The organism is Mycolicibacterium canariasense (assembly GCF_002101555.1).
Taxonomy (GTDB): domain Bacteria; phylum Actinomycetota; class Actinomycetes; order Mycobacteriales; family Mycobacteriaceae; genus Mycobacterium; species Mycobacterium canariasense.
This window is the reverse complement of sequence record NZ_LQOL01000070.1, coordinates 15,295-41,962: the sequence shown is the minus strand read 5'-3', so window position 1 is coordinate 41,962 and position 26,668 is coordinate 15,295. Positions and strand designations below refer to the sequence as shown.

The window sequence follows — 26,668 nt, the reverse complement described above, 5'->3', positions numbered from 1 at the left end:
ATGAGTGACGCTCTTTCGACGGCCGGGGCTTTCCGCCGGTTGGATGAACTGCAATCCGAGCACGCTGTCCTTCTCCGGGATTTCGCTGTTGTGGATCAGGAGAACATGGCGTTGCGGGCACAGGTGGAGGAGTTGACCGTCGAGAACGACGCTTTGAAAGCTGCGGCTGCTGCACGGGATTCGGTGTTGGCGACTGCGGTAGCGAAGGCATGCAACGGGAGGCAGATATGACCGCGCTCGTTGTGGCCGGTGCTGCGGCGCTGGCTCTGTCCGTGCGGTGGATTCTTGGGGAGGCGTGGCGGGATATGGAATCGAAGTGTGATACCTGGCCGGGACCGGATGCCTGGCCAGACGAACTCTGGAGACCCCGATGAAAACCCGGCTGCTGTACATGCTGGCGATGTACGGCCCGTCCGCCTTCTGGGTGACCGCCTACTGGGTTTACAACACCTACCTATACCCAGGAGTAATCCAATGAACCCGGCGTTGTGGGTGTGTCATGGCTACTCCTGGACATCCCGTGACGGGCAATGGCTCATATCACCGGAACACAACCAATGGGTCCTATCCCGCAGAACTAGACGGAACTGGCACCCCTACCTGTTCTTCCACAATCCCGAAGACGCAGCCCAATACGCAACGGAGACACCATGACGTTCTGGCAGTTGGTATTCGAACATCCCGTGGCCACGTTCTTCCTCATCCTCGCGGTGGGATGGTCGATAGCCACGGTCGTCGACTCGATTCGGGGGAGGCGGTGACCATGAACCGTGATGTTGAGACAACACCAGACCTGGAACACCTCCTCGACCACGACATTCCCTGCGAGGATTGTGGTGCCACAGCGCAGTTGCGGAGCTGGGGGCATCCATGCCCGGGACGCCCGCCTGGGGGACATCCACCGTTCTTTAAGTGCATCAAGTGCTGGCAGGTGTGGCTTTCCAAGGCACTTCCATCGTTAATTCGGGCGGCTGCCCGTGGCGATGTCAGAGGTCCGACGTGCCCTAACTGCAAGCAGCACTTCAAGACCGTCGAGTCCTACTCCGATTACAGGCCGTTTTGATGTGGTGCAGGTTGTTTCGTTCTGTGTTGGAGCCGTCGTGGAAGCGGGAAGCGACACGGGCTGAGGTGTGGCTGCAGGAAACCGAGGCCGAGGAGGAGGTGTTGGGTCCGTCGGATTTTCCGGGGTGTGATTGCCGGTCGTTTCAGGCAGCCGACCTAGACGACCACGAAGCCGACTGTGGGGCGCGCAAGTACGCCGAGCGGCGAGCTTGGTGCCGTGGCTGCCAACTTGGCGGCAAGGAACCTCAGATGCACGACTTCCTGGATTGCGCTCCGATAGCAGCGGCCACTGCCGCTGCGGCTTCGGGTTCTGTGGTTGGGGATACCGCAGACACCAGCCCCACGGTGGGCGAGACCTTCGGGTCCCCACCGTGGGGCGACGCCAACCAACTCCTAGACCACATCGCGGAACTCGTCGACTACCACCAATTCCATCAACGCTCCACGGTGATGTTCGGGTACTGCACCGGGTGTTCCTGGTCCTGGACAGCCTGGGGGGAATTCACCCAGTCAACCAGGAGGGCGCATGCCGGGCATGTAGCCGAGCTGGTCATGGACATGGTCCAAGCAGAACAACGAATCCAACGAAAGGTGACGAAATGAAATGCCCTGAATGCAACCGCGATATCGGCTATCACGCTTTGGAGAAGAACGCCAAGGGGTGTGCTGGAGCCGGTGATCAGGTTGTGCCCGAACACGGGCCGGCCGGCGGTCCTGGACCCACGGGTAACGCCGTAATGCGGGGCGGTCCCGGAGCATGACGGCGTTCGCAATGGGCGACGCCAACCGCGGCAACCCGGTCCGTGTGTTCGACTGGGTAAAAGCCGCCAAGATCATCACGGAACGCGGGGCGCAGGATGCGTCCGCCGGGTTGTCCGGCGACTGGGAATGGACTGGCGGGGAGATATTCGCCGACGGCCAACCTGTACCCGAGGACGACACGTACGTCTACCTGGCATCCACCTGGGCTATCCCGGAACTGGATGTCGACGGGGACATCATCGATTGCTGGACATGGCAATCGGACACCCCTGGATGGGACCCCAAGAAGCAGACTGGGGGGTGGGGCTCGGGAACGTACTGGCCCGCTGAGGCCCTCGCCATCCTGGAAGCGGAGCCGGTGAAATGACTATCGAGTTGCCGAGGATCATCCCGTCATTCCCGCCCGGGTTTCAGTCGAAGTGGTCTGACCTTCCCACCCTCGTGGCCCCGCCGGAGATGGTGGAGCGTAACGCGGTGTTGGAGTTCCATGTCCGTGTCGACGAGTTGGAGGCCCGCTTTCAGTCGTTGATTGATGACGTTGTTGGCGGGTTGGGGGAGTGGTTTTGGCCGCATGAACTTGACGCGGCCGGGGACCGCCTGGTGGCCCTCTACGACTTCCTGGATACCCCGTTGGTTTCGGGGGAACCGGTGTGGCCGTCGTTTGATGTGTTGTGGGAGTGGGCCGGCGACGGTGAACTCATCAACCGCATGGACGGTGCAGCATGAGCACGCATATCGAAGGTATGTCGCAGCCCGTCCGCTGCCGTTGGTGCTCAGGCATCTACGACCTCGGCACCGTTGAAGTGACCGCCCGCTACATCGACTGCTCGATGTGGAAGACCCCGTGCTGCGGACACACCGCCGACGACCGCGGAGAGACCGGGTGGAAGTCCTTCTCCGACTACGAGCGTCTTGATCGGCCGCGCCCGCGGGGGCCGGTGGCGTATGGCGGCCGGTATCCATGGGAGGGATGATGCGCACAGCGTTCGGTTTCGTGTGCTTGGTGGGGATGTGGATGTTCCCCCTGGCCGCGTGTATACCACCAGCCCACGCCGGCCCGTATGAGGATATCGGGTTTCTGATGGTGTTGGACCGCAACCACATTGCGTATACGTCTGCGTCGGATGCGATTGAGGTGGGGCACACGATTTGTGAGGCCCTCCTATCTGGGTTGTCGCGGAGGGATGTCGTTGCGGCCGCAGCGTCTGCGGCGGACAAACTGCCGTTGTCGTTGGTGGGGGTGTTGGTGGATGCCGCGGTGGAAGCGTACTGCCCAGAAACCATGAAGGTTGGAGGGCGCGGCGCATGAGCTGCACAAGCTATGGCGGGGTGATCGTCTGCCAGCCAACCCGTGGCGGGGCGCGGCAGCGGCAGATCGGGAAGTGCTACGGCAAGTGCCCGAAGGGATGGCAGTCCCGCATCGTGCGTATGGAGCGCAGCCCTTGGTATGGGCCGGATTTTCACTGTCTCGAATGCGGCGACTCATGGGACATGGAAGGCGTATTCAGCCGCCCCGAACGTAAGGGGTGGCGGAAAGGGGCCAAGGCCAGGTTCAGGCTCACGTGGCAGGACGCGTGCTGGTGCCCGGTCGAGCGCGACGGAGAGCATTACGCGCTTCCATGCCAACTTCACCCGACGGGTGACGCCGAGAACCTGGAGGCCGCACCGTGAGTCGTGTTCCTTGGTTTCACATGTTGCTGGACTGCTTGTGTGGTCACCCAGCACACCCCGAAAAACATTGCGAACGGTGCTTGTGCATCAAGTACATCGAAGACACCGAGCCGTACCCAATCGGCGAAATCATCTGCACCTAACACGGCATACCGCCCACTTATCGGTACGAAATATCACCAGGAGGAAAGCCATGAACGACCGCACCGACGACGCACGGAAGCTGGCCCGCATCCGCGAGGTTCTGCGCGATCCCGACCTCTACGACTCGTACAACAGCGTTACCACCCGATGCCTCGTGCGTGACATCAAGCAGGCGATGGGATTGGAACTCAACGGCGCCAATATCCCTGAGCCTGACCCGCCAGCTGCCGCCATCGACGCTGCCCATCTCGACCGGCAGCGGACATGGAGCGAGAACACGTTCGGCCCCTACCCCCGACTGGCTGGCGTTGTCGATCACATCCGCAAGGAACTGGTCGAGGTGGTCGATTCGGGTAACGACCTGTCGGAATGGGTGGATGTGCTCATGCTGGCATTCGACGGAGCGTGCGGCACGGGTGCGTCATCGCAGGAGATCATCGACGCCTTGCAGGCCAAGCTGGCGGTCAACGAGGCTTTGGAGAACGCGTACAGGCTTGTTCGGGGGGAGCGGGACGAAGCCCTCCAACAACTCGCCTACCTGCGCGCCCAGTACAAGCAAGCATGCCTGGAATGGGGTGTACCCGGGGGTGAGAAGTGAAGTGCTCCCGGCCGAAATGCCCCTACAAGGTAGAACGAGCCGGGTTGTGCTACAAGCACTACATCGCCTCACCAGACACCGGTTTCATGCCAGCCCAACCTGTACGCGCACACATGGACCGTTTACGGGCGGCCGGGTGGACATGGGCGGCCATCGCCCAAGCAGCAGGGCTCACCGATCAGGGCGTGTACTACATCCGTGGCGCCCGAACAGTCCAACGCGCCACGTACACCGCCATCATGTCCATCCCCGTCGTGGATGGTGATGGGATGGTGGATTCGCTGGGGTCGGCCCGCCGGATCCAGGCGTTGATGGCGATCGGGTGGTCACAGGCCGAGTGCGCCCGCCGGTTGAAGATGACGCCTCAACGGTTGTGGCACACCATGCAGCACAAACGGATACGCGCTGATAAGGCCCGCGCGATCGATGCGTTGTTCCGCGAGTTGTGCATGACGCCGGGGAAGTCGGTGCGTGCCCGCAACTACGCCCACGCGTCGGGGTGGCCGCCGCCGCTGGGTTGGGATTGCATCGACGACCCCAACGAAACCCCCAACCTGGGAGACCGGTATGCGTCGTTTCTGGAGCGGTACGAGGATGCGATCAGTATCGGTATCCCGTTGTTGGAGTTGCCGCGCCGGTTGGGGTTGCTGCCGGATTCGCTGGCGGCGTCGATGCGCCGCAACAACATTCCCGTCCCGAACGAACTGTACTCACTGTGCTCTGCAAGGAGGAAAACAGCATGACTCTTATCCCGGTTGATGTTGATACCCAGTTGGTGCGGATGCGGCTGCTGCTAGCGGAGCTGCAGGCCGAGGCTGCGGCGTACCGGGCGGACCCCGACCCAACCCACACAGAGGATGCGCAACGCTTCACCTGTTATTTGGGGTGGGCGCGGAACACCCTGAACCGCATGCAAACACCGGCATAGCGCAACGTTTATCGGCATTCAGCAAGGAGTCTTAAAAATGAACTGGATAGAGGCAGCAGCCAAGGCGGCGCACGATGCTGACATTGGTGCAGTCTGGCCTTGGTATCACGAACGCACTGATCAGAGACGTTACATAGCAATGGTCCAAGCCGTCGTGGAGTCGATGGGCATCAAGGAACGCAGGCAGTATTCGTCATTCGACTCGCAACTGATCGGTGCCTACCTGGTTGGTAGAACCTTACATCGCTCCGAGTTGACAGCCTGACATAAGACTGCGTTATTTGGCACAACCACAGGGGATTCCATTGTGTACTTGTTCTCATCTGGTTGATGGTCATCACCGGTGGTCGGGGTATTGCCGGGTGTGTGTTGGGTGTGGTCTTCACAAAACATTCTGCCGTGAGGTGGGGCATTTCTATACCCGCTGCGGGTGCAACAAGTTCAAGGCGGCCTGATGTTCGACCCAGAGCATCCCCTTAAGGGGATACCGGAACCAGTGTGGGATACCCCGTTGGGGGGTGTCACCCCACGAGAAGCTGCAGCCCACTTCCTTGAGCATCACTGCCGGGCATGTTGGGGAATCCTGTTGGAATTAACCATGAAACACGAGAAAGAAACACCATGAGCCAGTACCAAACCCAATGGGGTGAACCCATCCTCGGCCTCTACATATCAGTGATGAGCGATCTTACTCACCCCGACTTCGATGGGTACAAGACTGAGGATCACTGGCAGGTGATCGAACTTCGCGAGCACGATTTCGACCGCCGCCACTATGGGCGCGAGTTCGAGCTGAAGAAAACCAATGCATCTAGGACTCAGGGATGGGTGGCTGGCCGGTTCAGCCGCGAAGAACTGACCGGCCTGCGGGACATGCTGACGAGGGTTCTGGAGGAACAGCGATGACGCTCAAAACCAGACCACCAACCGGCGCAGTTCCGTGGCCCCTCATCCTTGTTGAAGGTAGCGAGAAAGCGGGCAAATCTTGGGCCGCCGCTGTCCTCTCCGCATCGGACAAGGTTGGGCGGACGTTGTGGCTGGACTGGTCCGAAGGCGCCGCAGACGAATACGGGTCCATCCCCGGCGCCCGGTACGAGGTGATCGAGCACGACGGCACGTGGCCGTCGATCATCGGGCAGATAGAGGACGCCCGCGACGTCGCAGCGAAAGCGGTGAAGGACGGTGACAAACCCGTCGTCCTGGTCATCGATTCGATGACCGCAGAATGGGACGACCTCAAAGACTGGGTCGATAGCAAAGCCAGGAGGCGGGAGGTCAACCGGAAGAAGTTGGAGAAGGACCCCGAAGCGGAGATTCAGATCACAACAGATCTGTGGAACCTGGCCACCGCGCGGCATAAGGAGTTGATGCGGATCCTGATGCGGTTCCCGGGGATTGTGGTGATGATTGCCCGCGGCGCGGATCAGGTGGCGATGGAGAACGGTCAACCCACGAAGAATCGGACGTGGAAGGTGGAAGGGCAGAAGAACCTGGCCTTCGATGCTTCCGTATGGGTGAGGTTGTCGAGGACTGAGCACCCGTTGATTGTGGGGGCCAGGAGCGTGCATGCCGGCATCGTCCCCGGCGAAGACAAACCCAGGCGGGTGCCGGATTTGACGTTGGAACAGTTGGTCTTCGACATCCTCAAGTGTGACCCGAAGACCGCTCACGTCCGGGACCTCACGTCAGTGCAGGACAAGGTGTTGGACTTCCTCGACGACATCGCCCGCGCTGAATCCAAGGATGAGTTGACGAGGGTTTGGCGTGATGCGAAGGCGGCGGAGGTTCTGAATGTTGGTGTGCAGGACGGTCCTACGGTGCAGGAGGCGATGATGGCCCGCGCTCAGGCGTTGGATGCGAAGCCGGTGGAAGCGGCGAGAGACCAGGCCGCCTCATGACACAACGCTCGGTTATCAGTGAAGGGAAACAGAGATGAGCAAAGAGCAATGCGCGACGTGCGGGGAAGTCATACCCGACGGTGAGGCCGTGTTCGATCTGTTCGGCGGACGTATCGGGTTGTCGTACCACCAGACGTGTCAATCAATGCCGACCCCACTTAAGGCCAAGTTGTCAGTGTGTCCTGTGTGTGGCCACATGGAAGGTCGACACATGGATTACGACTTCGATGAGACCACCGTCCGGATCACCAGCGGCCGTCACACTCTGTGCGCCTACAACGGGTGCGGCTGCGACTGGTACATGGGGCGTGAATCGTGGTCATGAGAACAGAACTACCAGGGCATCCCGGACTGAATTACGTTCTTGAGTTCGACGCCTACCCGCTAACTCCACCAACCTGACATAGGGGGTGGTTCTCGGTGGTTGATTGGTGTGACCCTGCGGATCCTGTTGTGGCCGCGTGCCTCACCGTCACCTGTGGAGTGTGTAAAGCCCCACCCGGCATCCCCTGCCGGTCGATTACCGGGACACCGTTGAATCGGGTGGTTCACCACTACCGGCAAAACAAACTCATGAAAGGCAAGGAATGATGCCAACTTACCGAGTCACCTGCACCGGTCGGGTAACGGAGATTTACATCGTCGAGGCCGATAGCGCCGCCGATGCGCGCAATAACTGGTGTGACGGCCAACTGATTCACAGTGAGGCGTGGGACGTGCTTCCTGAAGGGGTGGAGCTGGAGGATGACTGATAAGGCTGCTGCTGTGGCGTTCCTGGTCACGTTTATTGGTGTCGCTGTCACTTTGGCTATCGGTGCGAGGTGGTGGTGATACCCCGGAAGACCCGCGCCGCCCTCCGATTACGGGCTAGTCAATGCTGCGAACGCTGCGGAAGGCGGACACAGTGACGAGACAATTCAAGGACACCATCCGGCAACTGCGACCCGGAGAAGCCGTTCCCCAACACCCGCCGCGGCGCTACAGCACAGGGTCTGGATACATCCGGCTTCGGTGGAAGGTCGGTGTCGCTCAGTACGTGGAGACGTATGAGCATCGCGTCTTCGACGGTGCTGTGACAACTGCCGAGCACGTCCACCATAAGAACAAGGATCGGTCGGATAACCGCCCTGAGAATCTTGTGCAGATGACCGCGGAGGAACACACCTCCCACCACAGTCACGAGCGTCGAACATGGGCGCCGTTCAATACCTTCGGAGCTATGTGGAAAGCGGCGCATGCCGAGAATCGGCGATTCGACCGTGACCGTAGAACGCAGCGTATGCGCGAGCTCTACGCGCAGGGATTGTCAACGATCGAGATCGGGCGGCGTTTCGGGCTGCACCCATCTGGTGTTTGGCGGTACATCAACCTGGGTGTGAACCCATGAACGAATCGACATGCCGGAGGATCGTCAAGGACCGGGCCGGCGGGTGCTGCGAACGCTGCAGCGTCCACGCCCGCGTCCGCGGACTCACCCTGCACCACAGGGTTAAAAGGTCCCAGGGCGGCCAGTGGACCCCGCAAAATTGTGTGATGCTCTGCGGCCACGGAACCAGCCCTGGTGGATGTCATTCGTGGGTCGAGCACAACCCGAATGACGCTGAAGAAGAGGGCTTCCACGTTCGACCGTGGATGAGCCCGGAGAAGGTTCCTGTGTTGCGGTTTGACATTTACACGGGGGAGTCGGGGTGGGTGTTGTTGACCGACGACGGACGAATCGAGGACGTATGAAACCACTCCTACTGGACCTGTTCTGCGGCGCTGGCGGCGCCGCGGCGGGATACCACCGCGCCGGATTCGACGTCGTCGGCGTCGACATCAACCCGCAGCCGAACTACCCCTTCACGTTCATCCAAGGCGACGCTAGCCATTTCCTCTCAGCGTGGTGTCGCGGCAGTCTCATCGCCGCGCACCAACTGCCGTTCGCCGCGGTGCACGCGTCCCCGCCGTGCCAACGGTATTCCGCGATGAGTAAGTGCCGCCCCGAGATCGCCAACAAGTATCCAGACCTTGTCGACCCAGTCAGGGAACTACTCCTCGAAACAGGTCTCCCGTACGTTATCGAGAACGTACCCGGTGCACCGCTGAGGAATCCGGTCATGCTGTGCGGTCAGATGTTCGGGCAGGAACTGTATCGGCACCGCCTCTTCGAATCCAACGTCCCGATAACCGCACCACAGCACCCGAAGCACGTCATCCCAGCCTCTAAAGCCGGCCATTGGAAACCGGGGACGATCATGTCCATTTCCGGGCATGTGTCGCCTATCGCTAAGGCCCGTGAAGTGATGGGCATCGAGTGGATGAGCCGGGAAGAACTCGCTGAGAGCATTCCCCCGTCGTACACGCAGTGGGTTGGCAAGCAATTACTACGAGCGGTTGAGTTGGCCGCGTGAGTGGCGAATCGGAGAAATCGAGGTGGTGTGATGGGTGCTGATGGTTTGGTGTTGTGGCGTTACCGGCGTCGCCTCCACAGGAGCGCATGGAAACCTAAACCGTATAGACGCAACGTGATTGGAATAGAATGTGGGGTTGGGGATGGTGTCCCGGCGCCTGTCGTTAGCAGGCCCGGGACCGGCCACCAAACGCGGAAGGTGACACGGTGAATCATAGCGGCAACGACCAAGATCTGCTGCGGCCCTGCCGTGATTGCGCCCATCCCGCAGCCCATCACGGACCCACGTGCGTTTGGCGAACGTCATCGGTGTGCGGATGTCCCCGATTCATGCCGCAGCGCATACAACGCCAGCGAGCCCGTGGCTGGCGTATGCCCGAAGGGGCCGTGTACGTAGGCCGCCCGAGCAAGTGGGGAAACGAATTCAATTGGCAGTCGTACCGGAAGTATCCGCCCAGTTACTACATGGACGGAGAAATGCGAGATCCGGATGACATGCGCCGGATCCCAGACGCGGAGAGGCGGCGGCTCGCGGTCGTTGACTTCAAGGACATGCTGCGGCGGGCCCCACTCGGAGATGGACAGTGGGGTCGGAAGGGCGAGTCCGTGTACGACACGATCCGCCGCGAACTTGCCGGAAGGGACCTGGTCTGCTGGTGCCCTTTGGATCAGCCGTGTCATGGCGATGTGTTGCTTGAGTTGGCTAACGGTGGGGGTGCCTGATGGGGTACAAGCGCACAACACACACCGTGTATCTGGTCCATTGGCCAGAGATCAACGTCTTCAAGATCGGGTATACCGAGTTCCAGCGATACCGAGCCTTCGTTGTCCGCGGCGCGAACATCCTCAAGCTGTTCCCGTTCCCAACATCCACCGAGGCATTTGACCTCGAAACCATCTGCCACGACGTTCTCTGGAACCTCTGCGAGGGAGGATTCGACACCCCCCAGGAGGCAACACCGTACCTGGGTAACCGCGGCGGCGGATACGTCGAATGCTTCAAGACCCCAGCCGATCTCATGCCATCCGAAATATGGCCCTACGTCGAGATGCTGATCAGGCAGAAGGCGGCAGCCTGATGGCGAGGATCAGGACATTCAAGCCGGAGTTCTTCCGATCACCCGATACGGCGAAGGCTTCCCCCCAGGCGCGGATCCTGTACATGGCGATGTGGTCGTGGGCCAACGACGAAGGTATCGGGGAAACGAACCTGTACGGGTTGTTGGGGTTCGCCTTCCCGGATGAGGACGAACTGACGGTGAAGGATCTTCAGAGGCTACTCAAGGAAGTGCGCGGATGCTTCAGTGTGGTGTTCTACGGCAACCGCGGCCGGTTCTTTTACGCCATCCCGTCGTGGGATACGCACCAGAAAACGGAGCGTCGTGCTGCGGGGAAGTTCCCGAAGCCGGACGACCCAAATTCGTTCCCTGACCTGCGGTTCGGAGATTCAGGCGATGGTGGCGGAAATTCCGCGCCTACCGAAGGATCTTCCTCCCCTGGAACAGGGGAACAGGGGAACAGGGGAATGCAGGAACCGGGGAACCGGGAACAGGGAACCGGGGAACCTGGTGGGGGCGGAAGTCAGGTATCTCACCAGGGCCACGCGAGCGTTCCGCCCCCCGAAAAATGCCCACTCCATCAACACCTCGACATCCCGCCGTCGTGCGGTGCTTGCGGAGACGCCAGGAAAGCTAAGAAGGCGTGGGACGCAGCCGAAGCTAAGCGCGTTGCTGCTGCTGCTGAAGATGAACTCACGCGCCGACGCGCCACCAGGAAAGCCATCGATGATTGCCCGGATTGCGACCAGTTCGGCCGGCTCGACGACCTCACCCCATGCCCGAAGCATCCAACCCTCAAGGAGGCCGCCAATGGCTGAGGATAAGTTTCAGCTCGCGGATGATGAGCACGCGTACATGGTGCGGGCGTTGACTGATGAGGAGCGGGCCGCGACGAAGGGTATGCCCGGTCCGGTGGTTCAGGGATGGGTGCGCCGTAGGAGGGGCCGAGGAAGTGTTGGCGCGCCGTGAAGAAAGCCCGGACTGACCGAATAGCAGAGGCGATCACGGCGCTAGCGGAAGGAGGCTTCCGGTGAATGACCAACCAAAGGCGAGATCCGAGAAACGGAAGCGCTCCGTGCTCGTTGGAGTGCGGTTGACGCCCGCCGAGAAGCACGACATCGAGACGATCGCGAGTCTGTTCGGCGTCAGCGTGGGCGAGTTGGTGCGCGCGAGGTGCTGCTCGATTCAGCCAGGAACGCCAGGGGCGCGCTCCATGGTCCACGAAGGGAAAGCTCGCATGAGCGACGGGAAAGTGGCGCTGGCGGAGGCAATTCGCAAGCACAAGCCCACCTCAAAGCGCATCAATCACACGTGGCGTAAGGGCCTCCTGCTGAACATTCCAGCCTGCAAGGGCTGCGACTGGGCTGTGGAGGATGGCGACCACGACGCTCATGTGGCTGAGGTGCTTGCGGCGTTGCCTGGTGTGGCGGTAATCCAACTCCCACAACCAGAGGACGCCAGCGGCGACGTGAGCGACTTCTGTGGTGGCGACGTGTGGTGCACTCCCGGGTCTGGCCGGGTTCGGATCTACGTGCAGGACTCCAGATTCTCTGCAGAGGAAGCGCGGTCGTTCGCCGCCGACGTGATGGCTGCTGCGGTTCTTTCTGAGGAGACCACCAAATGAGCGACCTAGCGTCACGTGACGAAATGGTGGACCCAACCGACACCACCAGTCAGGCCCCGAAAACCAGCCACGCGCCCACACACGGGGCGGGAACGACCGGTTGTGGCCGCTGCCCGCAACGCTGGGGAGGGCTCCGCACAGCGCACTGCGGCGCCTGCCACCACACCTTCACCGGACTGTCCGCGTTCGACAAGCACCGCGACGGCGACCACGCGAAGGGCACCCGTCACTGCCTACCCCCGGGGTCGGTGGGTTTGGTTGATGCGGGCCGCCAGTACCTGTGTTGGGGATGGCCCGGTGGTGAGGATGACCGGTGGGGTGAGGGCGATGAGTGAAACGCCGGATGCGGGTTCGTTACAGGACACACCAGACACCACTACGGGGCCGCCATGGTCGTACCCGGATGACGTTGACTACGCCATCGACGGAGGCTGGGACGGCATCTACGACGGCGTGATCGTGTGGGTGCTCACCGACGGCCGGCGGATTAACCGGTTCCGCGGTGAGGGGTCCAGGCGGGAAGCCCGGGTTGACCAGCTGTACCCGGAATGCGAGGCGTACCGGTGAGCGCTGATGCTGTCCGGTTGGTTGCCGACGTACTCCGCGCCAACTTTGAGCCTTGGTTGCAAGGGTTCATGGCGAACTACGACCCCTGCAATCCGCCACCAGCCGAGTGGTTGGCGCATTGCATCGAGGAGTGGGGCAAGGACACCGCTGCTGCTGTGGTGGCTGCCCTAGGAGGACTAACCCAAGAGCTGTCCTGGCGCGTTGGCGGGGTCAGGGGCTTGGTTCTGGACTCGACAGATGCAGAGGACGCGGAGATTATCGCCCGCCGTTGGGTTGGTCAGTGGAAACGGGAGGGGCCAGCCGGATGAGTATCCCGTACCACAAGGTGGATTGGGAACTGGTCGCCGAAGTGAGGCGGGTTCAGGGCCGCATCGGCGAACTGGAGAAGCAAGTCAGGGAGTTGCAGCGGCTGGTAAGCGCGGCGCTAGCGGTGCCAGAGGAGACCCACGAATGAACCCACCAGAACGCCGACTTATCGGTACTCAACAGGAGTTGAACAAATGAGCGACAGAGCCACCTTGCAAGCAGCCAGCGCCGGATACGTAGGCGGCGCGCATCTCTGTGACGTGTGCAAGAAGTCGATTCTGCCGGGACAGCAGATCCTCGTCTTGATTCGGGACAAGTACCCCTTCAAGTGCGAAGACGCCGATGACCAGGACTATGACGTATTCGAGTGGCACCAGGTGTGCGACCCCGGCACTATCGCCGCCGAAAATCCGATGACGACGGAACGGCAGGGCAATCCGCGCTTCGCATCATTCGAGCGGCACTTGACATAAGTACCTGTTATTGAGCACTGGCGCTTGAGTTTTGGAGGACCCGATGCGTGACCCCAACGACCCCGAGTGTGGGTATCCGCTTCCGGGTGAACTCATCCCGGAAGTCCCCCGGGCGCGTTCATGGCACCTCGCCCCCGAAGCCATCGAACGCTGTACCCGGTGTGACGATGGGGGTTATTGGAATGGTCATGTGTGTGATCACGGTGCCGGTGCGGCAGCAGCGGAACGGTGCCGTGGGTTGGTGCGGGAAGCGCTGAAGAAAGGGGCGAAGCGGTGAATGCTAGATGCCCGAAACCCCCTGCGGTGAGTGGGGTTTACCGGAGTGGGAATTGGAGCACATCGACTGAATTGCTAGATGCCTTTTGGGTGTTGTTTAGCGGATAAAATCGGGGGGATGGCGTTGGATATCGGGAGGGCCTAAGTGACCGTTGAGGCGATCGTTGATGAGGACGGCAACCTCCCCGCAGCCCGGGAGGAACTCGCAGACGCTGTAGCCGGACTCTGCGAACCCGTCCTGTCCTTGATGGACGGGAAACTCATGAAAGCCCCCTCCCTGTACATGCAGTTGTTCGATGCTGTGTCGGGGGAGCAAGCCCAAACCGGCTCCGGAACCGGCTCTAAATCCCGTCCCCCGTTCTGGACGGACGCGTTCGACGTGAAAAACGAAATCGACACCGCCCTCGAAATATGGCAACCCCAATACACTGGTGTCCCACCGAGTGTGGGGCGGATGCGGGGATTGTTGGAGCGGAAGTGGCGCCCCCAGGACGTCCACTGCATCCAACAAATCACCACCGCCCTGGGTGAGTGGAAACAGAAAATCAATCTCACCCTCACCCCCACCCGGAAGTGGTCAGTGCCCAACGCCTGCCCGAACTGCGGCACGAAAGTGGTGCACCGCCCCGACTCCGGAGGATTGCCCGTCCGCCAACCCGCCCTCCAGTTCACCGATGAGGGTTGTAAGTGTTTGCACTGCCAGTACGTGTGGGGTGTTGAGCGGTTTCAGATCCTGGCTGCGGCTTTGCGGCAGGAGGCCGAGAAGGAGGTTGTTGCTGTGACGGCTGCGGAGTTGATTGAGAAGTTGTCTAGGGTGGCGCCGGACACGATGGTGGTGGTGACGGATTCGACAGCGTTCCGCTACATCACTGAGTTCACGGCGAGGAGTGTGCGGGTGGCGATCACGAATCATCATTCGTTGGGTCCGATGGTGCAGCGGTTCAATGAGCGGTTCCATTCGGACCCGGTGCATGTGGTGGTGTTGTCACCACAAGACCAAGGCGAAGAACTCTGACGTCGTAGCGCACGAGCAAAGGAAATGATGGAACGATGGCTTGTGAAGTGACATTTATGGGCGGACCGGCAGACGGTGTGATTCGCGTACTTGAGGGCGATGAACCGCCTGCGGAATACACAGTTCGGACCGCCCCCGATCTGCACGCGGGCACACCGCCGGGCGAGTTCACCTACGTGCGGCAGGTCTCGCAGAAGGACAGCGGACCACTGTGGGTCTACGTGCCCAGATAACTGACATAAGGCGAGGTTCCCGGTGCTTCTGGACGACACGCTGGTTGCGGGTTTAGCATGTGGGCTTGCTTTCCGGGCAAAACACGGCATACTGGTGGGTGCGCGCTAGATTTGTGCCTTGAGCCGGTCGCGCCCAACCCCCACTCGAAACACCCCACCATTCCGGTTCGGGGTGTTTCGTCGTATGTAGGCGGTCCCGATGGCCACTTTCCCCAAGCCGCAGCCGTTGAAGGTGCGTATCACGTTGGCATGGGCTGAGCTGCAATCCGCCCGCTGCGACGGCTCCTACATGCGAATCATGCTGGCGCTGATGCCGCTCAAGCATGTCAGGGTGTGTGTTCCGTGTGACGCTGTCCGTTACGCGCAGTGCAGTGTGGGGTGTCGGGTGCCGGATGAGGGCGACCCAGCATCATGGGTGCAAGTCGAAGACGACGCCGAAACACTTAGCCGAGAACCGGCGGAACCCCGCACCGACCAGTATTCAACCCCCGTTGAGGGTTAACTGAGATGCGGCCTGGGGATGACGTGACCGTCATGTACGAAGGCCCGGAACACGCTGGAGTCGTGGTCCGGTCTGACCATGGTTGGGTGTTGTGCCGCATCGCTATAGACCCCGTCTGGGATTACGGGGCTGTGTCGGCCAGGTTGGTGCCGCACTCGTTGGTCATGGTCCGCGAAGACAACGTCAAAGCCCTACAGCCCAGGGAGAACGCATGACCGACGCTGACGATATCCGGGAGTGGAGTGACCGGCACCCGGTGATCCATGTCCGCCTAGACGGCGACGAGAAAGCCCTACGGGAAGCCCTGAAGGCCGCTGGGGTTGAACGGTTCGAAATCATCCACTACACCCCGCTGGGATGGCAGAAGCACCTCGACGGCCTTGACGCGCTCGCACCCGGTGCTGCCGCGGCTGCTCGCATCGGGATTGACCTCGCCAACCGCACTATCGGCTACGCCTTCCAAAACGCAGGGGAAGGCGTCCCCGGCCTGATGGAAACACTGTCCGTCGGTGACAACCCGCGTGGCAGCCTGGGACCGGCGTGGCTAAGCAAAGTCGTAAACGGCATCGCAGGAACACGGCCTGGTATGCCGAAAACTAAGCGGCGCCGGCTGACAGACGCCTTCCTCCAGAAGGTGGCCGAGGTCTACCGCGCCAACATCTCCTACGCCCCCACAGAGGCTGTAGGAGCCGCTTTCGGCGTTAAGTCACGCATGGCATCCACGTATGTGGCTCGGGCACGTGAGCGCGGCTTCCTGCCGCCGACAACGCCTGGCAAGAAAGCCGCGTAGTGGACACTGATGAGCTTGCTGAGCGTGTCGGTCCCCGGCTAGGGGAACTGGTCCACCCAGGCGACGCTGACACCCCACCATTCCCGCTGTCACTGCCCACCTTCCAACCCAACATCCTCCCCGATGGGATGACGGAGGAGGAAGCCGAAGAACTCGGCCTCCCAACCATGGATTTGCCGAAGCTGTTCTTGCAGGCGTTGTTCCATCTGTTGCAGAACGGGTTCGGTGTAACCCTCGTGGATAGTGGGGAACTGGCTGATCTGCAGGCTGCGGCCGCGGTTCGGGAGCATAAGCGGGTCGAGTTCAAACAGTTCCGCTTCCGCTGCGGGGCCGCCGCTTTTCGCGTGGCCGTGGAGAACTTCGACTCAGACTCGCCGATCATCCCGTGTGAAGCGGACCAGGTACAGAAAGCACACACCCATGGCTAAGGTCCCAGCGACCGGCAAGTGGCGTGTGCAGCGTTGCCGCCGCCCTGACGGGAGCTTGTACAAGCACGCCGTCAATTGGGACACGTTCGACGGCAACGGCGAGTGGACTGGAATCCATGCGACCTGGGCCGAGGCGATGGAATGGGCGACCAGCTTCGCCGCCCACGTTGAGTATTGGCTCGAATGCCAGACCAGGCGCCCTCTTCGATGAGCGCTAACCTGAACCCACTCAAGAGTTGCCATTGCGGTGACCCCGCCACTTTGACAACCACGAGTCAACGGCAGATGTGCAGCCCCTGCGCTTACGCGGTCCACGAGACCTGCATCTGCTCAACCCAAGGCAATGAGGGCGATGGCGCATATCAAGGTTGAGGTGAACGGGGACACCCTGTTCGATGGTGTTGTGGATGACTGGAACATGCCGCCAACACCACCCCAACCACCCGGCCATTTGAAAGCATCTGACCTACCGCCATCCATACGGCAGGTCATGGCCAAGGCTTTAGCGAAGAAGCTCGAACAAGTCACCGGATTCAAAGTAGACATTCGAACGTGAACACGTACTTGTTCATCGCAGCTGTAGCGTTCGTAGCACTCTGGCTCGCAATGGCTTGGACCGTCTGCACCGACGCCGCCAACGGGGCAGGACTCATGGCCCTCAGCTTCATCCCGCTGTTCACTATTGGTGTGGCTATGGTGGCGGTGGCTTGGCCAGCAGCACTAGTAACCGCTGCCATCTTCTTCCTCACACGCGTACCCTGATGCCCGACTACGGCCGAGACCACAAAGCCCGACGAGCACGCGTCCAACACGACGTAGACGCCGGCACCGCCTACTGCTGGCGATGCACCAAACACATCCCACCAGGCAGCAAGTGGGACCTCGGCCACGACGACAACGACCCCACCAAATACATGGGACCAGAGCACGTCGCCTGCAACCGCGCCACCTCAACCCACAAGGCGATGGCCGTCGTGGACGACTCCCGCACCTGGTAACGCCAACCACGCAGCGCATCAGGAGTTTGCTGGACCGTGCGCCAGGCGCTCGGTAGACTGACACATAACCGCAGGTCAGCGCAGCGCGCCACCGCAGCCATCTGAGACTTGACAGCATAACCGCAGGTCAGAGGCCCGGGGGGTGGGTTGCCCGCGAGGCCAGCATCGGCCCAGGTGGGACCGCCAATCGAAATCCGAATCCCTCCCCAGGTTAGCTGTGCACGGATAGTCGGTTCCCGATCGGGCTGCTGCGTCATGAATTCCCTTGTGGTGCACCAAGTCTTGAGAGGAGCGACCTGTGCAACGTGTGTGCGATGTGTGTGGGCGCGACTTTGAGGCGAAGCGCAAGGACGCGAAGACGTGCAGCGCTACTTGCCGGAGTAACAAGCGGAATATGTCGCCGCCGCCGAGTCCGGATGGTGATGGCGGGAATTCGCTGGTGAAGGCGACCATGGTGGAGCTTGAGGCAGCCGGGAAGCTTGATTCGATGCTGGGTCAGCAGGCTTTGGCGTTGGCTCGGCGGATGTCGGGTGAGGTCACTGGGATTGCGGCTTTGTCGAAGGAGCTGTCCCGGGTGATGGCTGCCGCTACGGCGAACACCCCGGGGTCTGTGGCTGCGGTTGCGGACGGTATCGATGAGTTGCGCGCTCGGCGGGATGCCAAGCGGGCGGTGTAAGTGGCAAACCTGCTGCGGCCGGCTCTGGTTAAGCCGGCGTACTTCACGCACCCGGAATACACGCAGACACTCGGCCCTGAGGTGTGCGACCTGGCCGTGATGGCGGGTTACGCGCCGGATCCAGAGCAGGAGTTGGCGCTGAACGCAATGTTCGCGCTGTCCCCGACAAAACGCACGCTGTCGGGTCAGGTTGCGACTGCGGCGTTCGAATTCGCTGTCGTGTGCTCGCGGCAGAACATGAAAACTGGCTTGTTGAAGATGGCTGCCCTGGGGTGGCTGTTCATCACTGATCAACGGTTGGTCGTGTGGTCGTCGCATGAGATGGACACGACTGAAGAAGCTTTCGATGACATAGTGAACCTGATCCAGGGGACGCCGCTGATGAGTAAGCGGCTGGACCCGGATTTCGGTAAGGAAGACGGTGTCAAGCGGGGCAACGGCAAGCAGTTGATCAAGTTGCGTCCGAGTGAGGCGTGCCCGCACGGTCAGAGGTTGAAGTTCAAGGCCAGAACCAAGAGCGGTGGTCGTGGTCTGACGGGGAACAAGGTCATCCTCGATGAGGCGATGTACTTGCAGCCGTCTCAGTTGAGTTCACTGGTTCCTACGTTGTCTGCGGTTGATGATCCGCAATTGGTTTATGGCGGGTCGGCTGGTTTGGCTGAGTCGGTGGTGTGGCGCGGGATTCGCGACCGGGGTCGTCCCGGTGGTGATCCGGCGTTGGCGTACATGGAGTATTGCTCCCAGCCGGAAGAGAACGCCTGCCTGGATGAGGCGTGCACTCACGCTCTTGGTGTTGAGGGGTGCGCTCTCGATGACATCGAGTACATCAGGCAGGCCAATCCGGCGTTGGAGCGGCGGATCTCGATCGAGTACATCCGCAATGAGCGGCGCACATTGGCTACGAAGCCGGATGAGTATGGGCGTGAGCGGGCGGGTTGGTGGGATAAGCCTGATGCCGGTTCTGAGGCGCTGATCAAACCCGATGTGTGGACGAACCTGGCCGACCCGCTTTCCGAACCGGTCGATCCGGTCGCGTTCGGCCTGTACACAAAGATTGACCGAACGGCCTCAGCCATTGGGGTTGTTGGTCGGCGCGCGGACGGAAAGCTCCACGTCGGCATCGTGCCGGCGGTGCGCGGAAAGTCGATCGACTCGCTCCCTGGAACGGCGTGGATTCCTGATCGCATCAAGGAGTTGGTCGATCAGTGGAAGCCGTGCGCGGTTGTGGTTGATGGGCATTCCGCTGCGGCGTCGTTGATTACCACTATTGAGGGTTTGGGCGTCGAGGTTGTGAAGTCGAACGCCACGGATTTAGCGAAGGCGTGTGGGGCTTTCTATGACGCGGTCACCGCGGATCCAGATTCGGCGGCGAGCCTGCGTCACCGTGGCGCGTCACCGTTGACCCGTTCGGCTACGTCGGCGAAGCGTCGGGACTTGTCGGATGCGTGGGCTTGGGATCGTAAGGACAAGGATTCCGACATCACTCAACTGATGGCGGTGACGCTCGCCCTGCATGGACTGATCGAGCATGGCACACCAGAAACAGTTGAGGTTTGGGGATTCCTATCGTGACATCGCTACAGTTTTCGGCTGCATTGGCTGTGATTGCCTCGGCGGCGATCATTGCCGGTGTGGTGCTGTTGGCTGGTGCCGCGTGGGGTCTCATCGCTGCCGGCGTGCTGGGTTTGGTGGGGGCGTTTCTGTTCTATGAGCCAGCCGGTAAGCGATGAACTGGCTCAACCGTCTCAAGGGGGCCACCCCGGCTGAACGCATGAGCCTGGATGAGTACGGGCAGATGCTGAACCTGTACATGCAGTCCGGGTTGGGGTATCAGACACCGTCATTGGTGCAGACCTTGGCGGGTACTGGAACTGAGCGGCCGGCAAACAATTTCGAGGGCCTGGCCAGTCAAGCGTACGCCACGAACGGTGTGGTGTTTGCGTGCATGCTGGTCCGACAGTTGGTGTTCTCCAGTATCCGGTTTCAGTTTCAGCAGTTCCTGAAGGGTAAGCCGTCTGAGACGTTCGGTGATCAAACCCTGTCGGTGTTGGAGCGGCCGTGGCCGGGCGGCACAACGCAGGACTTGCTGTCGCGGATGATCCAAGACGCCGATCTGGCGGGGAACTCCTATTGGGTCCGTCAGGGTGATGAATTGGTGCGCCTGCGCCCAGACTGGGTACAGATCGTCGGGAAGCCCCGGACGATGGATACCCGGTTGGGCGGGCGCGGCCTCGGGCAGGTCGGCTGGGTGAAGGCCGGATACATCTACACCGAGGGCGGCGCGGCTTCGCAGAACGAGGGTGTCCCTTTCACTGTTGATGAGGTTGCGCACTTCGCGCCGATACCGGATCCGCTGGCTGTGTTCACGGGGATGTCGTGGTTGACGCCGATCTTGCGTGAAATCCAAGCAGACCATGCCATGACCCGGCATCAGCGGTCATTCTTCGACAATGGCGCGACCGTGAACATGGTTGTCAAGCATCCGCAAGGCGCCACTCAGGACGCTGTCGAGAAGTGGGGCAAGGAATTCCAGTCGAAGTTCGGCGGTGTTGGCAACGCGTACAAGACACTGCAGCTCTACCCGGGTGCTGATGTTCAGGTGGTCGGATCGAATCTCAAAGAGATCGATTTCAAGGAAGTGCGCGGCGGTGGGGAAACCCGAATCGCCGCGGCGGCTGGTGTGCCACCGGTCATCGTTGGTCTATCGGAGGGGTTGGCTGCTGCCACCTACTCGAACTATGGACAGGCCCGCCGCCGGCTTGCTGACGGCACTGCGCACCCGCTGTGGCAGAACCTGTCCGGATCGCTGGAGAGGATCGTTCCGCCACCGAACCGGTCCTCGCGGCTCTGGTATGACGCCAGCGACGTTCCGTTCCTCCGCGAAGACGAAGCCGACGCGGCGAACATCGCCGCGGTGAAGGCCAGCACTATCGCCTCTTACGTCACACAGGGATTCACGAAGGAATCAGCGGTCAAGGCAGTCGATTCCGGCGACATCAACCTACTGGTCGATTCCGGCCTGACCAGCGTGCAGTTGCTACCGCCCGGGACAGTGAAATCTGCGCCCACTGAAACCAATGACAACGTGCCGGCACTGATGCTCCTAAGGAGGAACGATGACGGCTCCACAAGCCTCGAAAACACCCCCCCGCGATGATGTTTGCCGGTCTGTTCCGTTCACATCAACCCGCGACGACGGGGACGGCCTCACCTTCGAAGGGTACGGGGCTGTCTTCAACTCACCGACCCGGATCGATTCCTGGGAGGGCACTTTCGATGAGCAGATCGCCCCGGGGGCCTTCCGTAAATCTCTGCGGGAACGCACACCGAAGTTTCAGTTCGACCACGGTCACCATTCCCTGATCGGATCCGTCCCGATTGGGGTTATCGAGGACATCCGCGAAGACGACAACGGCCTGTTCGTGCAGGCCCGCCTTGGTCAGCATTTCCTCATCGACTTGATCCGGGAAGCAATCGCTACCGGCGCTATTGATGGGATGTCGTTCCGGTTCTCCGTGGTTCGCGATGAGTGGCGTGACGCTGAAGGGAAACTGGTCCGCCCGGAGGATGTCGAGGAAGCCTTGTGGTCGGGGAGCCGTGGGATTCTGCTGCGCACCCTCAAAGAGGTGAAGATCGCCGAGGTCGGACCTGTTGTGTGGCCGGCGTACTCCGACACCACCGCAAGTGTGCGGTCGCAGGACCCTGTGGAGATTGACCCCACCAGATTGAACGAGCCCGAGCAGCGCAGAAAGCTCGGTGAACTTCTACTGCGCGCAGAAGCAGTAGACGCCCAAGAAGAGGGCGAAAAGTCCGACGATGAGCCGCAAGACACCCCGGACGGGGCCGTTGAGCACTCGGATGAGGACACCGGCACGCCGCCCCCCACCGAAGTTGAGGCCGAGGGGCACGAGCCGCCATCCGACCCGCCAACCGATGAGGTCGACGAAACGATCCGGGCAGCCGAGGAACGGCTGTTCACGGAAGCGCTCGCCCACGTGAGGACAGCGCGGGAATCAACCCCCCCAATGAAAGGACTGTGACATGTCTGTCGAACTGACGCATCAGCAGGCCCTCCACCGCGAGAAGGACATCCAGGATGAACTGGAGCGGTTGAAGGCGAAGAACGAGAAGACCGCTGAGGATCGCGCCTTGGTGGCGAAGCTGCTCAACGAGTTCCGCGAGGTGCACGCGCACCGGCTGGACCAGGAGCACGACGCCGCCCTGGATGAGGTCCGTTCGGCCGCAGCCGTTCCGGCTGCGGATCCGGCCGAGGAAACCCGAGGCGCTGCTGTCGTGGATGCTCCTGCCCGCGTGAATCTCGGCGGCAAGTACAAGAACCCGTGGGATCTTTCCGGGGTTCGTTACGACGGCACCGGCAACCGCCCCGAGATGCGGTCCCGCGCCCTCGATTGCATCGAGAAGATGCCGTTCGCGGACGACAAGGTCCGTGAGGTGCTGACCAAGCTCGTGCAGCGTGACGGCGGGAAGACCGTCGACATGGTGCTGGCCGCCACGTCGCCCCTGTACGGTGAGGCGTTCACCAAGATCATCCGCTCCGAGGGGCAGATGGCCGCCCTGACCGGTGAAGAGCAGCACGCCATCTCCCGCGCGATGTCGCTGACTGACTCCGCTGGTGGGTTCCTGGTTCCTCCGCAGCTCGACGCCAACGTCATCCTGACCGCCAACGGTTCGGTGAACCAGGTGCGTCAGATCTCCCGTGTGGTCACCGTCTCCGGTGATAGCTGGACCGGTGTCACTTCGGCTGGTGTGACGGCTTCGTGGGACGCGGAAGCGGCTCAGGTGTCGGACGATTCGCCGTCGCTGGCTTCGCCGAACATCCCCGTGTACAAGGGTCAGGCGTACGTCCAGGTGTCCCATGAGGTCGCCGCGGACGCCCCCACCCTGGCCAACGAGATCGCGACCATGGTTGCGTTCGAGAAGGACCGCCTCGAGTCGGTCGCGTTCGTGACCGGTTCCGGTTCGGGTGAGCCCACCGGCATCATCACGGCCCTGGTCGCTTCGTCGCCGTCGGTGATCGTCAACTCGGCCACCACGGACACCTTCGCTCTTGCGGATGTGTACGCGTTGGATTCGGCTCTGCCGGCCCGCTTCGCCGCGAATGCGTCGTGGCTGGCTCACCGCGCCACCTACAACCTGATGCGGCGTTTCGACACCGCTGGTGGTGCGGCGCTGTGGGGTTACCTGTCGGAGGGCCGGAAGTCCGAGCTGCTCGGCCGCCCGGATTACGTTGCTGAGGCGATGGACGGTGCCATCAACACCTCGCAGGAGAACTACAACCTGGTGTACGGCGACTTCTCCAACTTCGTCATCGTTGACCGCCTGGGGACCACCATGCGGTTCATTCCCGACACGTTCGGGGCGAATGGTCGCCCGACCGGTCAGTCCGGCTGGCTGACCTATTGGCGGGTCGGTTCTGACTCCGTCAACGACGCCGCGTTCCGCCTGCTGAACGTCACCTAGTGACCACGGTGGTGGGGCACCCCTGGGTGCCCCACCACACCCCTGTTGGGAGACAACCACACACAAAAGGAGTCGATGCATGAGCTTCCGCTGCATCAACGCATTCGCATACAAGGACGTGGTCTACCCCAACGGGTTTCAGGCCGAAGACGACGATCCGATCTTGAAAACCCATGGGGAGCATTTCGCCGCGGTTGATCAGGGTTCGGCTACCCGCGCTGTCGAGCAGGCCGTCGCGCGTCCTGACGGGCTGCGTGCCGTACCCGCGAAGAAGGCACCCGCGAAGAAGGCGGCACCGAAGCCCGGCCCCGTCGCCAAACCTGAACCTGAGGAGAACAACTGATGCGCACTCTCTACACGCAGGTGGACGCCATTGAGGCGCTTCCCTACGCTGTCCGCACCGCGAACGCCGCCGTGAACGGAACAGTTATCGATACCGCCCGTGGTGGAAACAACTACCGCGAAGTCCTGTTCATCGTGAAGACCGAAACCGTCACCGATGGCACTGTGGCGATCACGGTTGAGGAGTCGGCCCAGAGCGGATCCGGTTTCGCTGCCGCCGCCCGCGTGGTCGGTAGCTTGCCTACGGTTACGGCCGATGACGACAATGCGGTGTTCCTTGTGTCGGTGCTGCCGACGCTGCGGTATGTGCGCCTTGTCGCGACTACTGCTGGTGCGACGTCGGGTGCCGGCATTTCGGCTGTAGCGGTCCTCGGCAACGGTAACAGCGCCCCGCATTCCTAAGACATGGCTGAGATAGCACCGGGTGACCTGCCGGCCGAGCTTGTCACACGGCTCGGCGGTAGCACTGCGGCGCAGACCGCCATCGACGCGGCGCTCGTTGCGGCTCGGCGGTATTGCGGTTGGCATGTGTCACCTGTCCGGGTCGACGACGTGTTCGAGTTGGATGGGCCCGGCGGCCAGGTGTTATCTCTTCCCACCCTTAGTTTGAATTCGGTTACCTCGGTCACTGAACTTGGTGTCGCGGTGGATGTCACAACCCTGGATCGGTCTCGTCGGCGTGGGACGTTGACTAAGCCGTTCGGTTGTTGGACGGCCCGCGACGGCGCGATCGTCGCAGTCGTCACCCACGGCTTTACCGAGGCGGAAGCGGCGGACTGGCGTAAAGCCGTCATCAGGCTGGTTGATGAGCGGTCCGAGGTGTCGATTCGAGACGACGCGGATATGAAGCGCAAGAAGATTGATGACACAGAGTACGAGTGGTTCGGTGCTTTGTTGTCTGTGGATCAAGAGTTGGCTGGCAAGTTCGCTCAGTTCCGGATTCTTCCTGCGCCATGAGTCGCCGATTCGGGTCGCAAACTGTAACCTTCGTGACTCTCACGGGGACGGGTGTTTTCGACGCCCGCGGGTTTGAGGTGACATCCCCAACCGAGGTTCCGGTGGTGGGGTGCCGGCATCGGCCGCTCAGTGCTCAGGAGGCGTCGGAGATGTTCGGTGATGTCGCTAAGCAGGTGTGGAAGACCACCGCCCCCCCGGAGGCTGCGGCTGTGGCGGCGAAGTCTACGGGTGTGTTGAAAGAGGGTGGGCGTACGTTCCACATCATCGGCGGCGCGCAGTCGTTCGAGGATTACAACGACCCGTTCAAGGTGACCATCCTGTCTGAGATTCAGGGGGTCTAGGAGGCAATCATGGGCTACTACAGTGTGGTTCGGCCGTGTGTGGTGGGGAAGTTGCATTATGCGACGGTTCCTGTTCAGCCGGTTGAGGTGGATGACGAGGTGGCCGCCCCCCTAGTCGAGAACGGATCGCTGCAGCCGTACGAGCCAGGCATCGCCGAGGAGAAGACCGGCCCACGCTTGGCGAATCTGTACCTGTCGATGAGTGATGCCGCGAACAGGGTGGCGATCGAAGAGCAGAAGCTTGCAGAAGCGCGTGAACGCGGCGCAGCGGATGTGGATATCGCTGACCGTGTCGAAGATGCGCGAAGCGCTGAAGTTCAGGCGGTCAATCGCGCAGCCGAAGCCCACAAGGCCGCCACACGGCGGCGCAAGGCTGCCGAGGACTGACCGGTGGCCGCCGACTTCATCCTCGCGATGAAAAAGCACATCGAGGAAGACGAAAGCATCACCGAGGCAAAACTCGTGATGGCCCGCGAAGCGGCCGCATATGCGCGGTCCATCGCCCCCGTCGCCCCAGTAGATGGTGGTGATTACCGCGACGGCATCCAAGTCCAGCACGTCGGGGTGTCTGGTGTGGCTGTGGCGTTCACCGACTACAAGTCGGTGTGGATTGAGTACGGCACCGTGGACACACCGGAGTTCGCTGTGGCGGCCCGTACAGTCGAACATTTCCGGGACCAGTGACCGCACCGCTCTCACTCGACGAGACGTTCACTCCCGCCGAGGAACTCCTGCGTGCCTGGCTGCTGCCGATCGTCACCACATCACCCGCTGGGAGGGGTGTGGGGTCGGCGTTGTGGAACCCGTCCGCCCAAGTACCTATGCCGCTGCCGTATCGGGCGGTGCGGCGCATCTCCGGCCCGCGGACCGTGTACTCGGATGAACCGTTGATGCGGGTCCACACCTTCGGTGCCACCTACCCCCTGGCCGCCGCAGCAGCAGAAGCCACCGATGACAGGCTTTTGGTGCTCGTCGACTACCCCGGATACGGCATCACCCTCCCGGATGGGGGTGTCGTGCACTGCGATTGGGCAGAAATCACTGAGGCTGCCCGCCACGAGCCGTACGGCGCCGACACGGTCGTTGAGCGCTTCATCACCGAGGTCCGTCTCGGTCTTTCACTCGTCCGCGCCCAGTAGCGCGGCG

General features: G+C 61.5%; 41 protein-coding genes. All 41 read left to right on the top strand.

The annotated features are described in order from the left end of the window. The 41 genes from AWB94_RS24585 (at nucleotide 1) to AWB94_RS24395 (ending at nucleotide 26,661) form a co-directional block, all read left to right on the top strand. Nucleotides 1–231: a hypothetical protein gene (locus AWB94_RS24585; protein ID WP_062656693.1), complete on the top strand. Its 231-nt coding sequence runs from the start codon at nucleotides 1–3 to the stop codon at nucleotides 229–231. Between the two features lie 1,588 nt (nucleotides 232–1,819). Next, nucleotides 1,820–2,191 carry a hypothetical protein gene (locus AWB94_RS24575; RefSeq protein ID WP_062656691.1) on the top strand — a complete coding sequence of 124 codons (372 nt, stop codon included), beginning with the start codon at nucleotides 1,820–1,822 and terminating at the stop codon, nucleotides 2,189–2,191. After that, nucleotides 2,188–2,550, top strand: coding sequence for a hypothetical protein (locus tag AWB94_RS24570; RefSeq protein ID WP_062656690.1), 363 nt, complete (start codon nucleotides 2,188–2,190; stop codon nucleotides 2,548–2,550). Before AWB94_RS24575 ends, AWB94_RS24570 begins: the two co-directional genes overlap by 4 nt. Next, the gene (locus tag AWB94_RS34730; RefSeq protein ID WP_131805276.1) at nucleotides 2,547–2,798 is read left to right on the top strand and encodes a hypothetical protein; all 252 of its coding nucleotides are present in this window, start codon (nucleotides 2,547–2,549) and stop codon (nucleotides 2,796–2,798) included. Before AWB94_RS24570 ends, AWB94_RS34730 begins: the two co-directional genes overlap by 4 nt. After that, nucleotides 2,786–3,133, top strand: a complete 348-nt coding sequence (locus AWB94_RS36355; RefSeq protein WP_084395132.1) for a DUF732 domain-containing protein — start codon at nucleotides 2,786–2,788, stop codon at nucleotides 3,131–3,133. The genes AWB94_RS34730 and AWB94_RS36355 overlap by 13 nt, the downstream gene beginning before the upstream one ends. 555 nt (nucleotides 3,134–3,688) lie before the next feature. Next, nucleotides 3,689–4,237, top strand: a complete 549-nt coding sequence (locus AWB94_RS24560) for a dATP/dGTP pyrophosphohydrolase domain-containing protein (RefSeq protein ID WP_064961291.1) — start codon at nucleotides 3,689–3,691, stop codon at nucleotides 4,235–4,237. 113 nt (nucleotides 4,238–4,350) lie between these two features. Beyond that, nucleotides 4,351–4,980, top strand: coding sequence for a hypothetical protein (locus AWB94_RS24555; protein ID WP_062656687.1), 630 nt, complete (start codon nucleotides 4,351–4,353; stop codon nucleotides 4,978–4,980). Further along, complete coding sequence (locus AWB94_RS24550) at nucleotides 4,977–5,165, top strand: hypothetical protein (protein WP_062656686.1); 189 nt, start codon at nucleotides 4,977–4,979, stop codon at nucleotides 5,163–5,165. The genes AWB94_RS24555 and AWB94_RS24550 overlap by 4 nt, the downstream gene beginning before the upstream one ends. Before the next feature lie 37 nt (nucleotides 5,166–5,202). Then, nucleotides 5,203–5,430, top strand: coding sequence for a hypothetical protein (locus AWB94_RS34725; RefSeq protein WP_131805275.1), 228 nt, complete (start codon nucleotides 5,203–5,205; stop codon nucleotides 5,428–5,430). A gap of 356 nt (nucleotides 5,431–5,786) precedes the next feature. Beyond that, nucleotides 5,787–6,071: a hypothetical protein gene (locus AWB94_RS24545; protein WP_062656685.1), complete on the top strand. Its 285-nt coding sequence runs from the start codon at nucleotides 5,787–5,789 to the stop codon at nucleotides 6,069–6,071. Further along, nucleotides 6,068–7,063, top strand: coding sequence for an AAA family ATPase (locus AWB94_RS24540; RefSeq protein ID WP_062656684.1), 996 nt, complete (start codon nucleotides 6,068–6,070; stop codon nucleotides 7,061–7,063). The genes AWB94_RS24545 and AWB94_RS24540 overlap by 4 nt, the downstream gene beginning before the upstream one ends. A 420-nt stretch (nucleotides 7,064–7,483) precedes the next feature. Then, nucleotides 7,484–7,654 (top strand): zinc finger domain-containing protein, encoded by a 171-nt coding sequence (locus AWB94_RS36350; RefSeq protein WP_420092931.1) that lies wholly within the window; start codon nucleotides 7,484–7,486, stop codon nucleotides 7,652–7,654. Between the two features lie 445 nt (nucleotides 7,655–8,099). Next, a complete protein-coding gene (locus AWB94_RS24535; RefSeq protein WP_165605310.1) occupies nucleotides 8,100–8,450 on the top strand; it encodes an HNH endonuclease in 351 nt (116 codons plus the stop codon). Further along, nucleotides 8,447–8,794: an HNH endonuclease gene (locus AWB94_RS24530; RefSeq protein ID WP_084395130.1), complete on the top strand. Its 348-nt coding sequence runs from the start codon at nucleotides 8,447–8,449 to the stop codon at nucleotides 8,792–8,794. The genes AWB94_RS24535 and AWB94_RS24530 overlap by 4 nt, the downstream gene beginning before the upstream one ends. After that, nucleotides 8,791–9,456 (top strand): DNA cytosine methyltransferase, encoded by a 666-nt coding sequence (locus AWB94_RS24525; RefSeq protein WP_062656683.1) that lies wholly within the window; start codon nucleotides 8,791–8,793, stop codon nucleotides 9,454–9,456. The genes AWB94_RS24530 and AWB94_RS24525 overlap by 4 nt, the downstream gene beginning before the upstream one ends. Nucleotides 9,457–9,785: 329 nt before the next feature. After that, nucleotides 9,786–10,178: a DUF4326 domain-containing protein gene (locus AWB94_RS24520; RefSeq protein WP_062656682.1), complete on the top strand. Its 393-nt coding sequence runs from the start codon at nucleotides 9,786–9,788 to the stop codon at nucleotides 10,176–10,178. Beyond that, nucleotides 10,178–10,534 carry a hypothetical protein gene (locus AWB94_RS24515; RefSeq protein ID WP_062656681.1) on the top strand — a complete coding sequence of 119 codons (357 nt, stop codon included), beginning with the start codon at nucleotides 10,178–10,180 and terminating at the stop codon, nucleotides 10,532–10,534. The genes AWB94_RS24520 and AWB94_RS24515 overlap by 1 nt, the downstream gene beginning before the upstream one ends. Further along, nucleotides 10,534–11,331: a hypothetical protein gene (locus AWB94_RS34720; RefSeq protein WP_131805274.1), complete on the top strand. Its 798-nt coding sequence runs from the start codon at nucleotides 10,534–10,536 to the stop codon at nucleotides 11,329–11,331. Before AWB94_RS24515 ends, AWB94_RS34720 begins: the two co-directional genes overlap by 1 nt. 212 nt (nucleotides 11,332–11,543) lie before the next feature. Then, nucleotides 11,544–12,137 carry a plasmid mobilization protein gene (locus tag AWB94_RS24510; RefSeq protein ID WP_349319028.1) on the top strand — a complete coding sequence of 198 codons (594 nt, stop codon included), beginning with the start codon at nucleotides 11,544–11,546 and terminating at the stop codon, nucleotides 12,135–12,137. Next, nucleotides 12,134–12,472, top strand: coding sequence for an FDXHR family putative zinc-binding protein (locus AWB94_RS36345; protein WP_420092930.1), 339 nt, complete (start codon nucleotides 12,134–12,136; stop codon nucleotides 12,470–12,472). The genes AWB94_RS24510 and AWB94_RS36345 overlap by 4 nt, the downstream gene beginning before the upstream one ends. Continuing rightward, complete coding sequence (locus AWB94_RS24500) at nucleotides 12,465–12,704, top strand: hypothetical protein (RefSeq protein ID WP_131805272.1); 240 nt, start codon at nucleotides 12,465–12,467, stop codon at nucleotides 12,702–12,704. Before AWB94_RS36345 ends, AWB94_RS24500 begins: the two co-directional genes overlap by 8 nt. A gap of 304 nt (nucleotides 12,705–13,008) precedes the next feature. After that, nucleotides 13,009–13,158, top strand: coding sequence for a hypothetical protein (locus AWB94_RS35245; RefSeq protein ID WP_165605309.1), 150 nt, complete (start codon nucleotides 13,009–13,011; stop codon nucleotides 13,156–13,158). 46 nt (nucleotides 13,159–13,204) lie between these two features. Then, entirely contained in the window at nucleotides 13,205–13,483 is a 279-nt protein-coding gene (locus AWB94_RS24495; RefSeq protein ID WP_062656678.1) for a hypothetical protein, read from the top strand. Between the two features lie 421 nt (nucleotides 13,484–13,904). Next, on the top strand, nucleotides 13,905–14,774 hold the full coding sequence (locus AWB94_RS24490; protein ID WP_062656677.1) for a DUF7341 domain-containing protein: 870 nt from the start codon (nucleotides 13,905–13,907) through the stop codon (nucleotides 14,772–14,774). A gap of 946 nt (nucleotides 14,775–15,720) precedes the next feature. Next, the gene (locus AWB94_RS24475) at nucleotides 15,721–16,299 is read left to right on the top strand and encodes a hypothetical protein (protein ID WP_062656675.1); all 579 of its coding nucleotides are present in this window, start codon (nucleotides 15,721–15,723) and stop codon (nucleotides 16,297–16,299) included. Then, nucleotides 16,299–16,727 carry a hypothetical protein gene (locus tag AWB94_RS24470; RefSeq protein ID WP_062656674.1) on the top strand — a complete coding sequence of 143 codons (429 nt, stop codon included), beginning with the start codon at nucleotides 16,299–16,301 and terminating at the stop codon, nucleotides 16,725–16,727. The genes AWB94_RS24475 and AWB94_RS24470 overlap by 1 nt, the downstream gene beginning before the upstream one ends. Nucleotides 16,728–17,079: 352 nt before the next feature. Beyond that, entirely contained in the window at nucleotides 17,080–17,283 is a 204-nt protein-coding gene (locus AWB94_RS34715) for a hypothetical protein (RefSeq protein WP_131805271.1), read from the top strand. A gap of 205 nt (nucleotides 17,284–17,488) precedes the next feature. Further along, the gene (locus tag AWB94_RS24455) at nucleotides 17,489–17,725 is read left to right on the top strand and encodes a hypothetical protein (protein WP_062656671.1); all 237 of its coding nucleotides are present in this window, start codon (nucleotides 17,489–17,491) and stop codon (nucleotides 17,723–17,725) included. Nucleotides 17,726–18,119: 394 nt separating this feature from the next. Beyond that, on the top strand, nucleotides 18,120–18,401 hold the full coding sequence (locus AWB94_RS24450; protein WP_201029539.1) for a hypothetical protein: 282 nt from the start codon (nucleotides 18,120–18,122) through the stop codon (nucleotides 18,399–18,401). Continuing rightward, entirely contained in the window at nucleotides 18,402–19,973 is a 1,572-nt protein-coding gene (locus tag AWB94_RS24445; protein ID WP_201029538.1) for a terminase large subunit domain-containing protein, read from the top strand. Then, entirely contained in the window at nucleotides 19,970–20,131 is a 162-nt protein-coding gene (locus tag AWB94_RS35240; RefSeq protein ID WP_165605308.1) for a hypothetical protein, read from the top strand. The genes AWB94_RS24445 and AWB94_RS35240 overlap by 4 nt, the downstream gene beginning before the upstream one ends. After that, the gene (locus AWB94_RS24440; RefSeq protein ID WP_062656669.1) at nucleotides 20,128–21,558 is read left to right on the top strand and encodes a phage portal protein; all 1,431 of its coding nucleotides are present in this window, start codon (nucleotides 20,128–20,130) and stop codon (nucleotides 21,556–21,558) included. Before AWB94_RS35240 ends, AWB94_RS24440 begins: the two co-directional genes overlap by 4 nt. After that, nucleotides 21,518–22,441 (top strand): HK97 family phage prohead protease, encoded by a 924-nt coding sequence (locus AWB94_RS24435; protein WP_062656668.1) that lies wholly within the window; start codon nucleotides 21,518–21,520, stop codon nucleotides 22,439–22,441. The genes AWB94_RS24440 and AWB94_RS24435 overlap by 41 nt, the downstream gene beginning before the upstream one ends. A gap of 1 nt (nucleotide 22,442) precedes the next feature. Then, entirely contained in the window at nucleotides 22,443–23,882 is a 1,440-nt protein-coding gene (locus AWB94_RS24430) for a phage major capsid protein (protein ID WP_062656667.1), read from the top strand. Nucleotides 23,883–23,961: 79 nt separating this feature from the next. Beyond that, complete coding sequence (locus tag AWB94_RS24425; protein ID WP_062656666.1) at nucleotides 23,962–24,225, top strand: hypothetical protein; 264 nt, start codon at nucleotides 23,962–23,964, stop codon at nucleotides 24,223–24,225. Next, nucleotides 24,225–24,626: a hypothetical protein gene (locus AWB94_RS24420; protein WP_062656665.1), complete on the top strand. Its 402-nt coding sequence runs from the start codon at nucleotides 24,225–24,227 to the stop codon at nucleotides 24,624–24,626. The genes AWB94_RS24425 and AWB94_RS24420 overlap by 1 nt, the downstream gene beginning before the upstream one ends. Nucleotides 24,627–24,629: 3 nt before the next feature. Next, nucleotides 24,630–25,181, top strand: coding sequence for a hypothetical protein (locus AWB94_RS24415; RefSeq protein WP_062656664.1), 552 nt, complete (start codon nucleotides 24,630–24,632; stop codon nucleotides 25,179–25,181). 32 nt (nucleotides 25,182–25,213) lie between these two features. Then, nucleotides 25,214–25,522 (top strand): hypothetical protein, encoded by a 309-nt coding sequence (locus AWB94_RS24410; RefSeq protein ID WP_109762215.1) that lies wholly within the window; start codon nucleotides 25,214–25,216, stop codon nucleotides 25,520–25,522. A gap of 9 nt (nucleotides 25,523–25,531) precedes the next feature. Then, nucleotides 25,532–25,909 carry a hypothetical protein gene (locus AWB94_RS24405; protein WP_131805270.1) on the top strand — a complete coding sequence of 126 codons (378 nt, stop codon included), beginning with the start codon at nucleotides 25,532–25,534 and terminating at the stop codon, nucleotides 25,907–25,909. A gap of 3 nt (nucleotides 25,910–25,912) precedes the next feature. After that, on the top strand, nucleotides 25,913–26,206 hold the full coding sequence (locus AWB94_RS24400) for an HK97 gp10 family phage protein (RefSeq protein ID WP_062656661.1): 294 nt from the start codon (nucleotides 25,913–25,915) through the stop codon (nucleotides 26,204–26,206). Then, entirely contained in the window at nucleotides 26,203–26,661 is a 459-nt protein-coding gene (locus AWB94_RS24395; protein ID WP_062656660.1) for a hypothetical protein, read from the top strand. Before AWB94_RS24400 ends, AWB94_RS24395 begins: the two co-directional genes overlap by 4 nt. Nucleotides 26,662–26,668 lie beyond the last annotated feature (7 nt).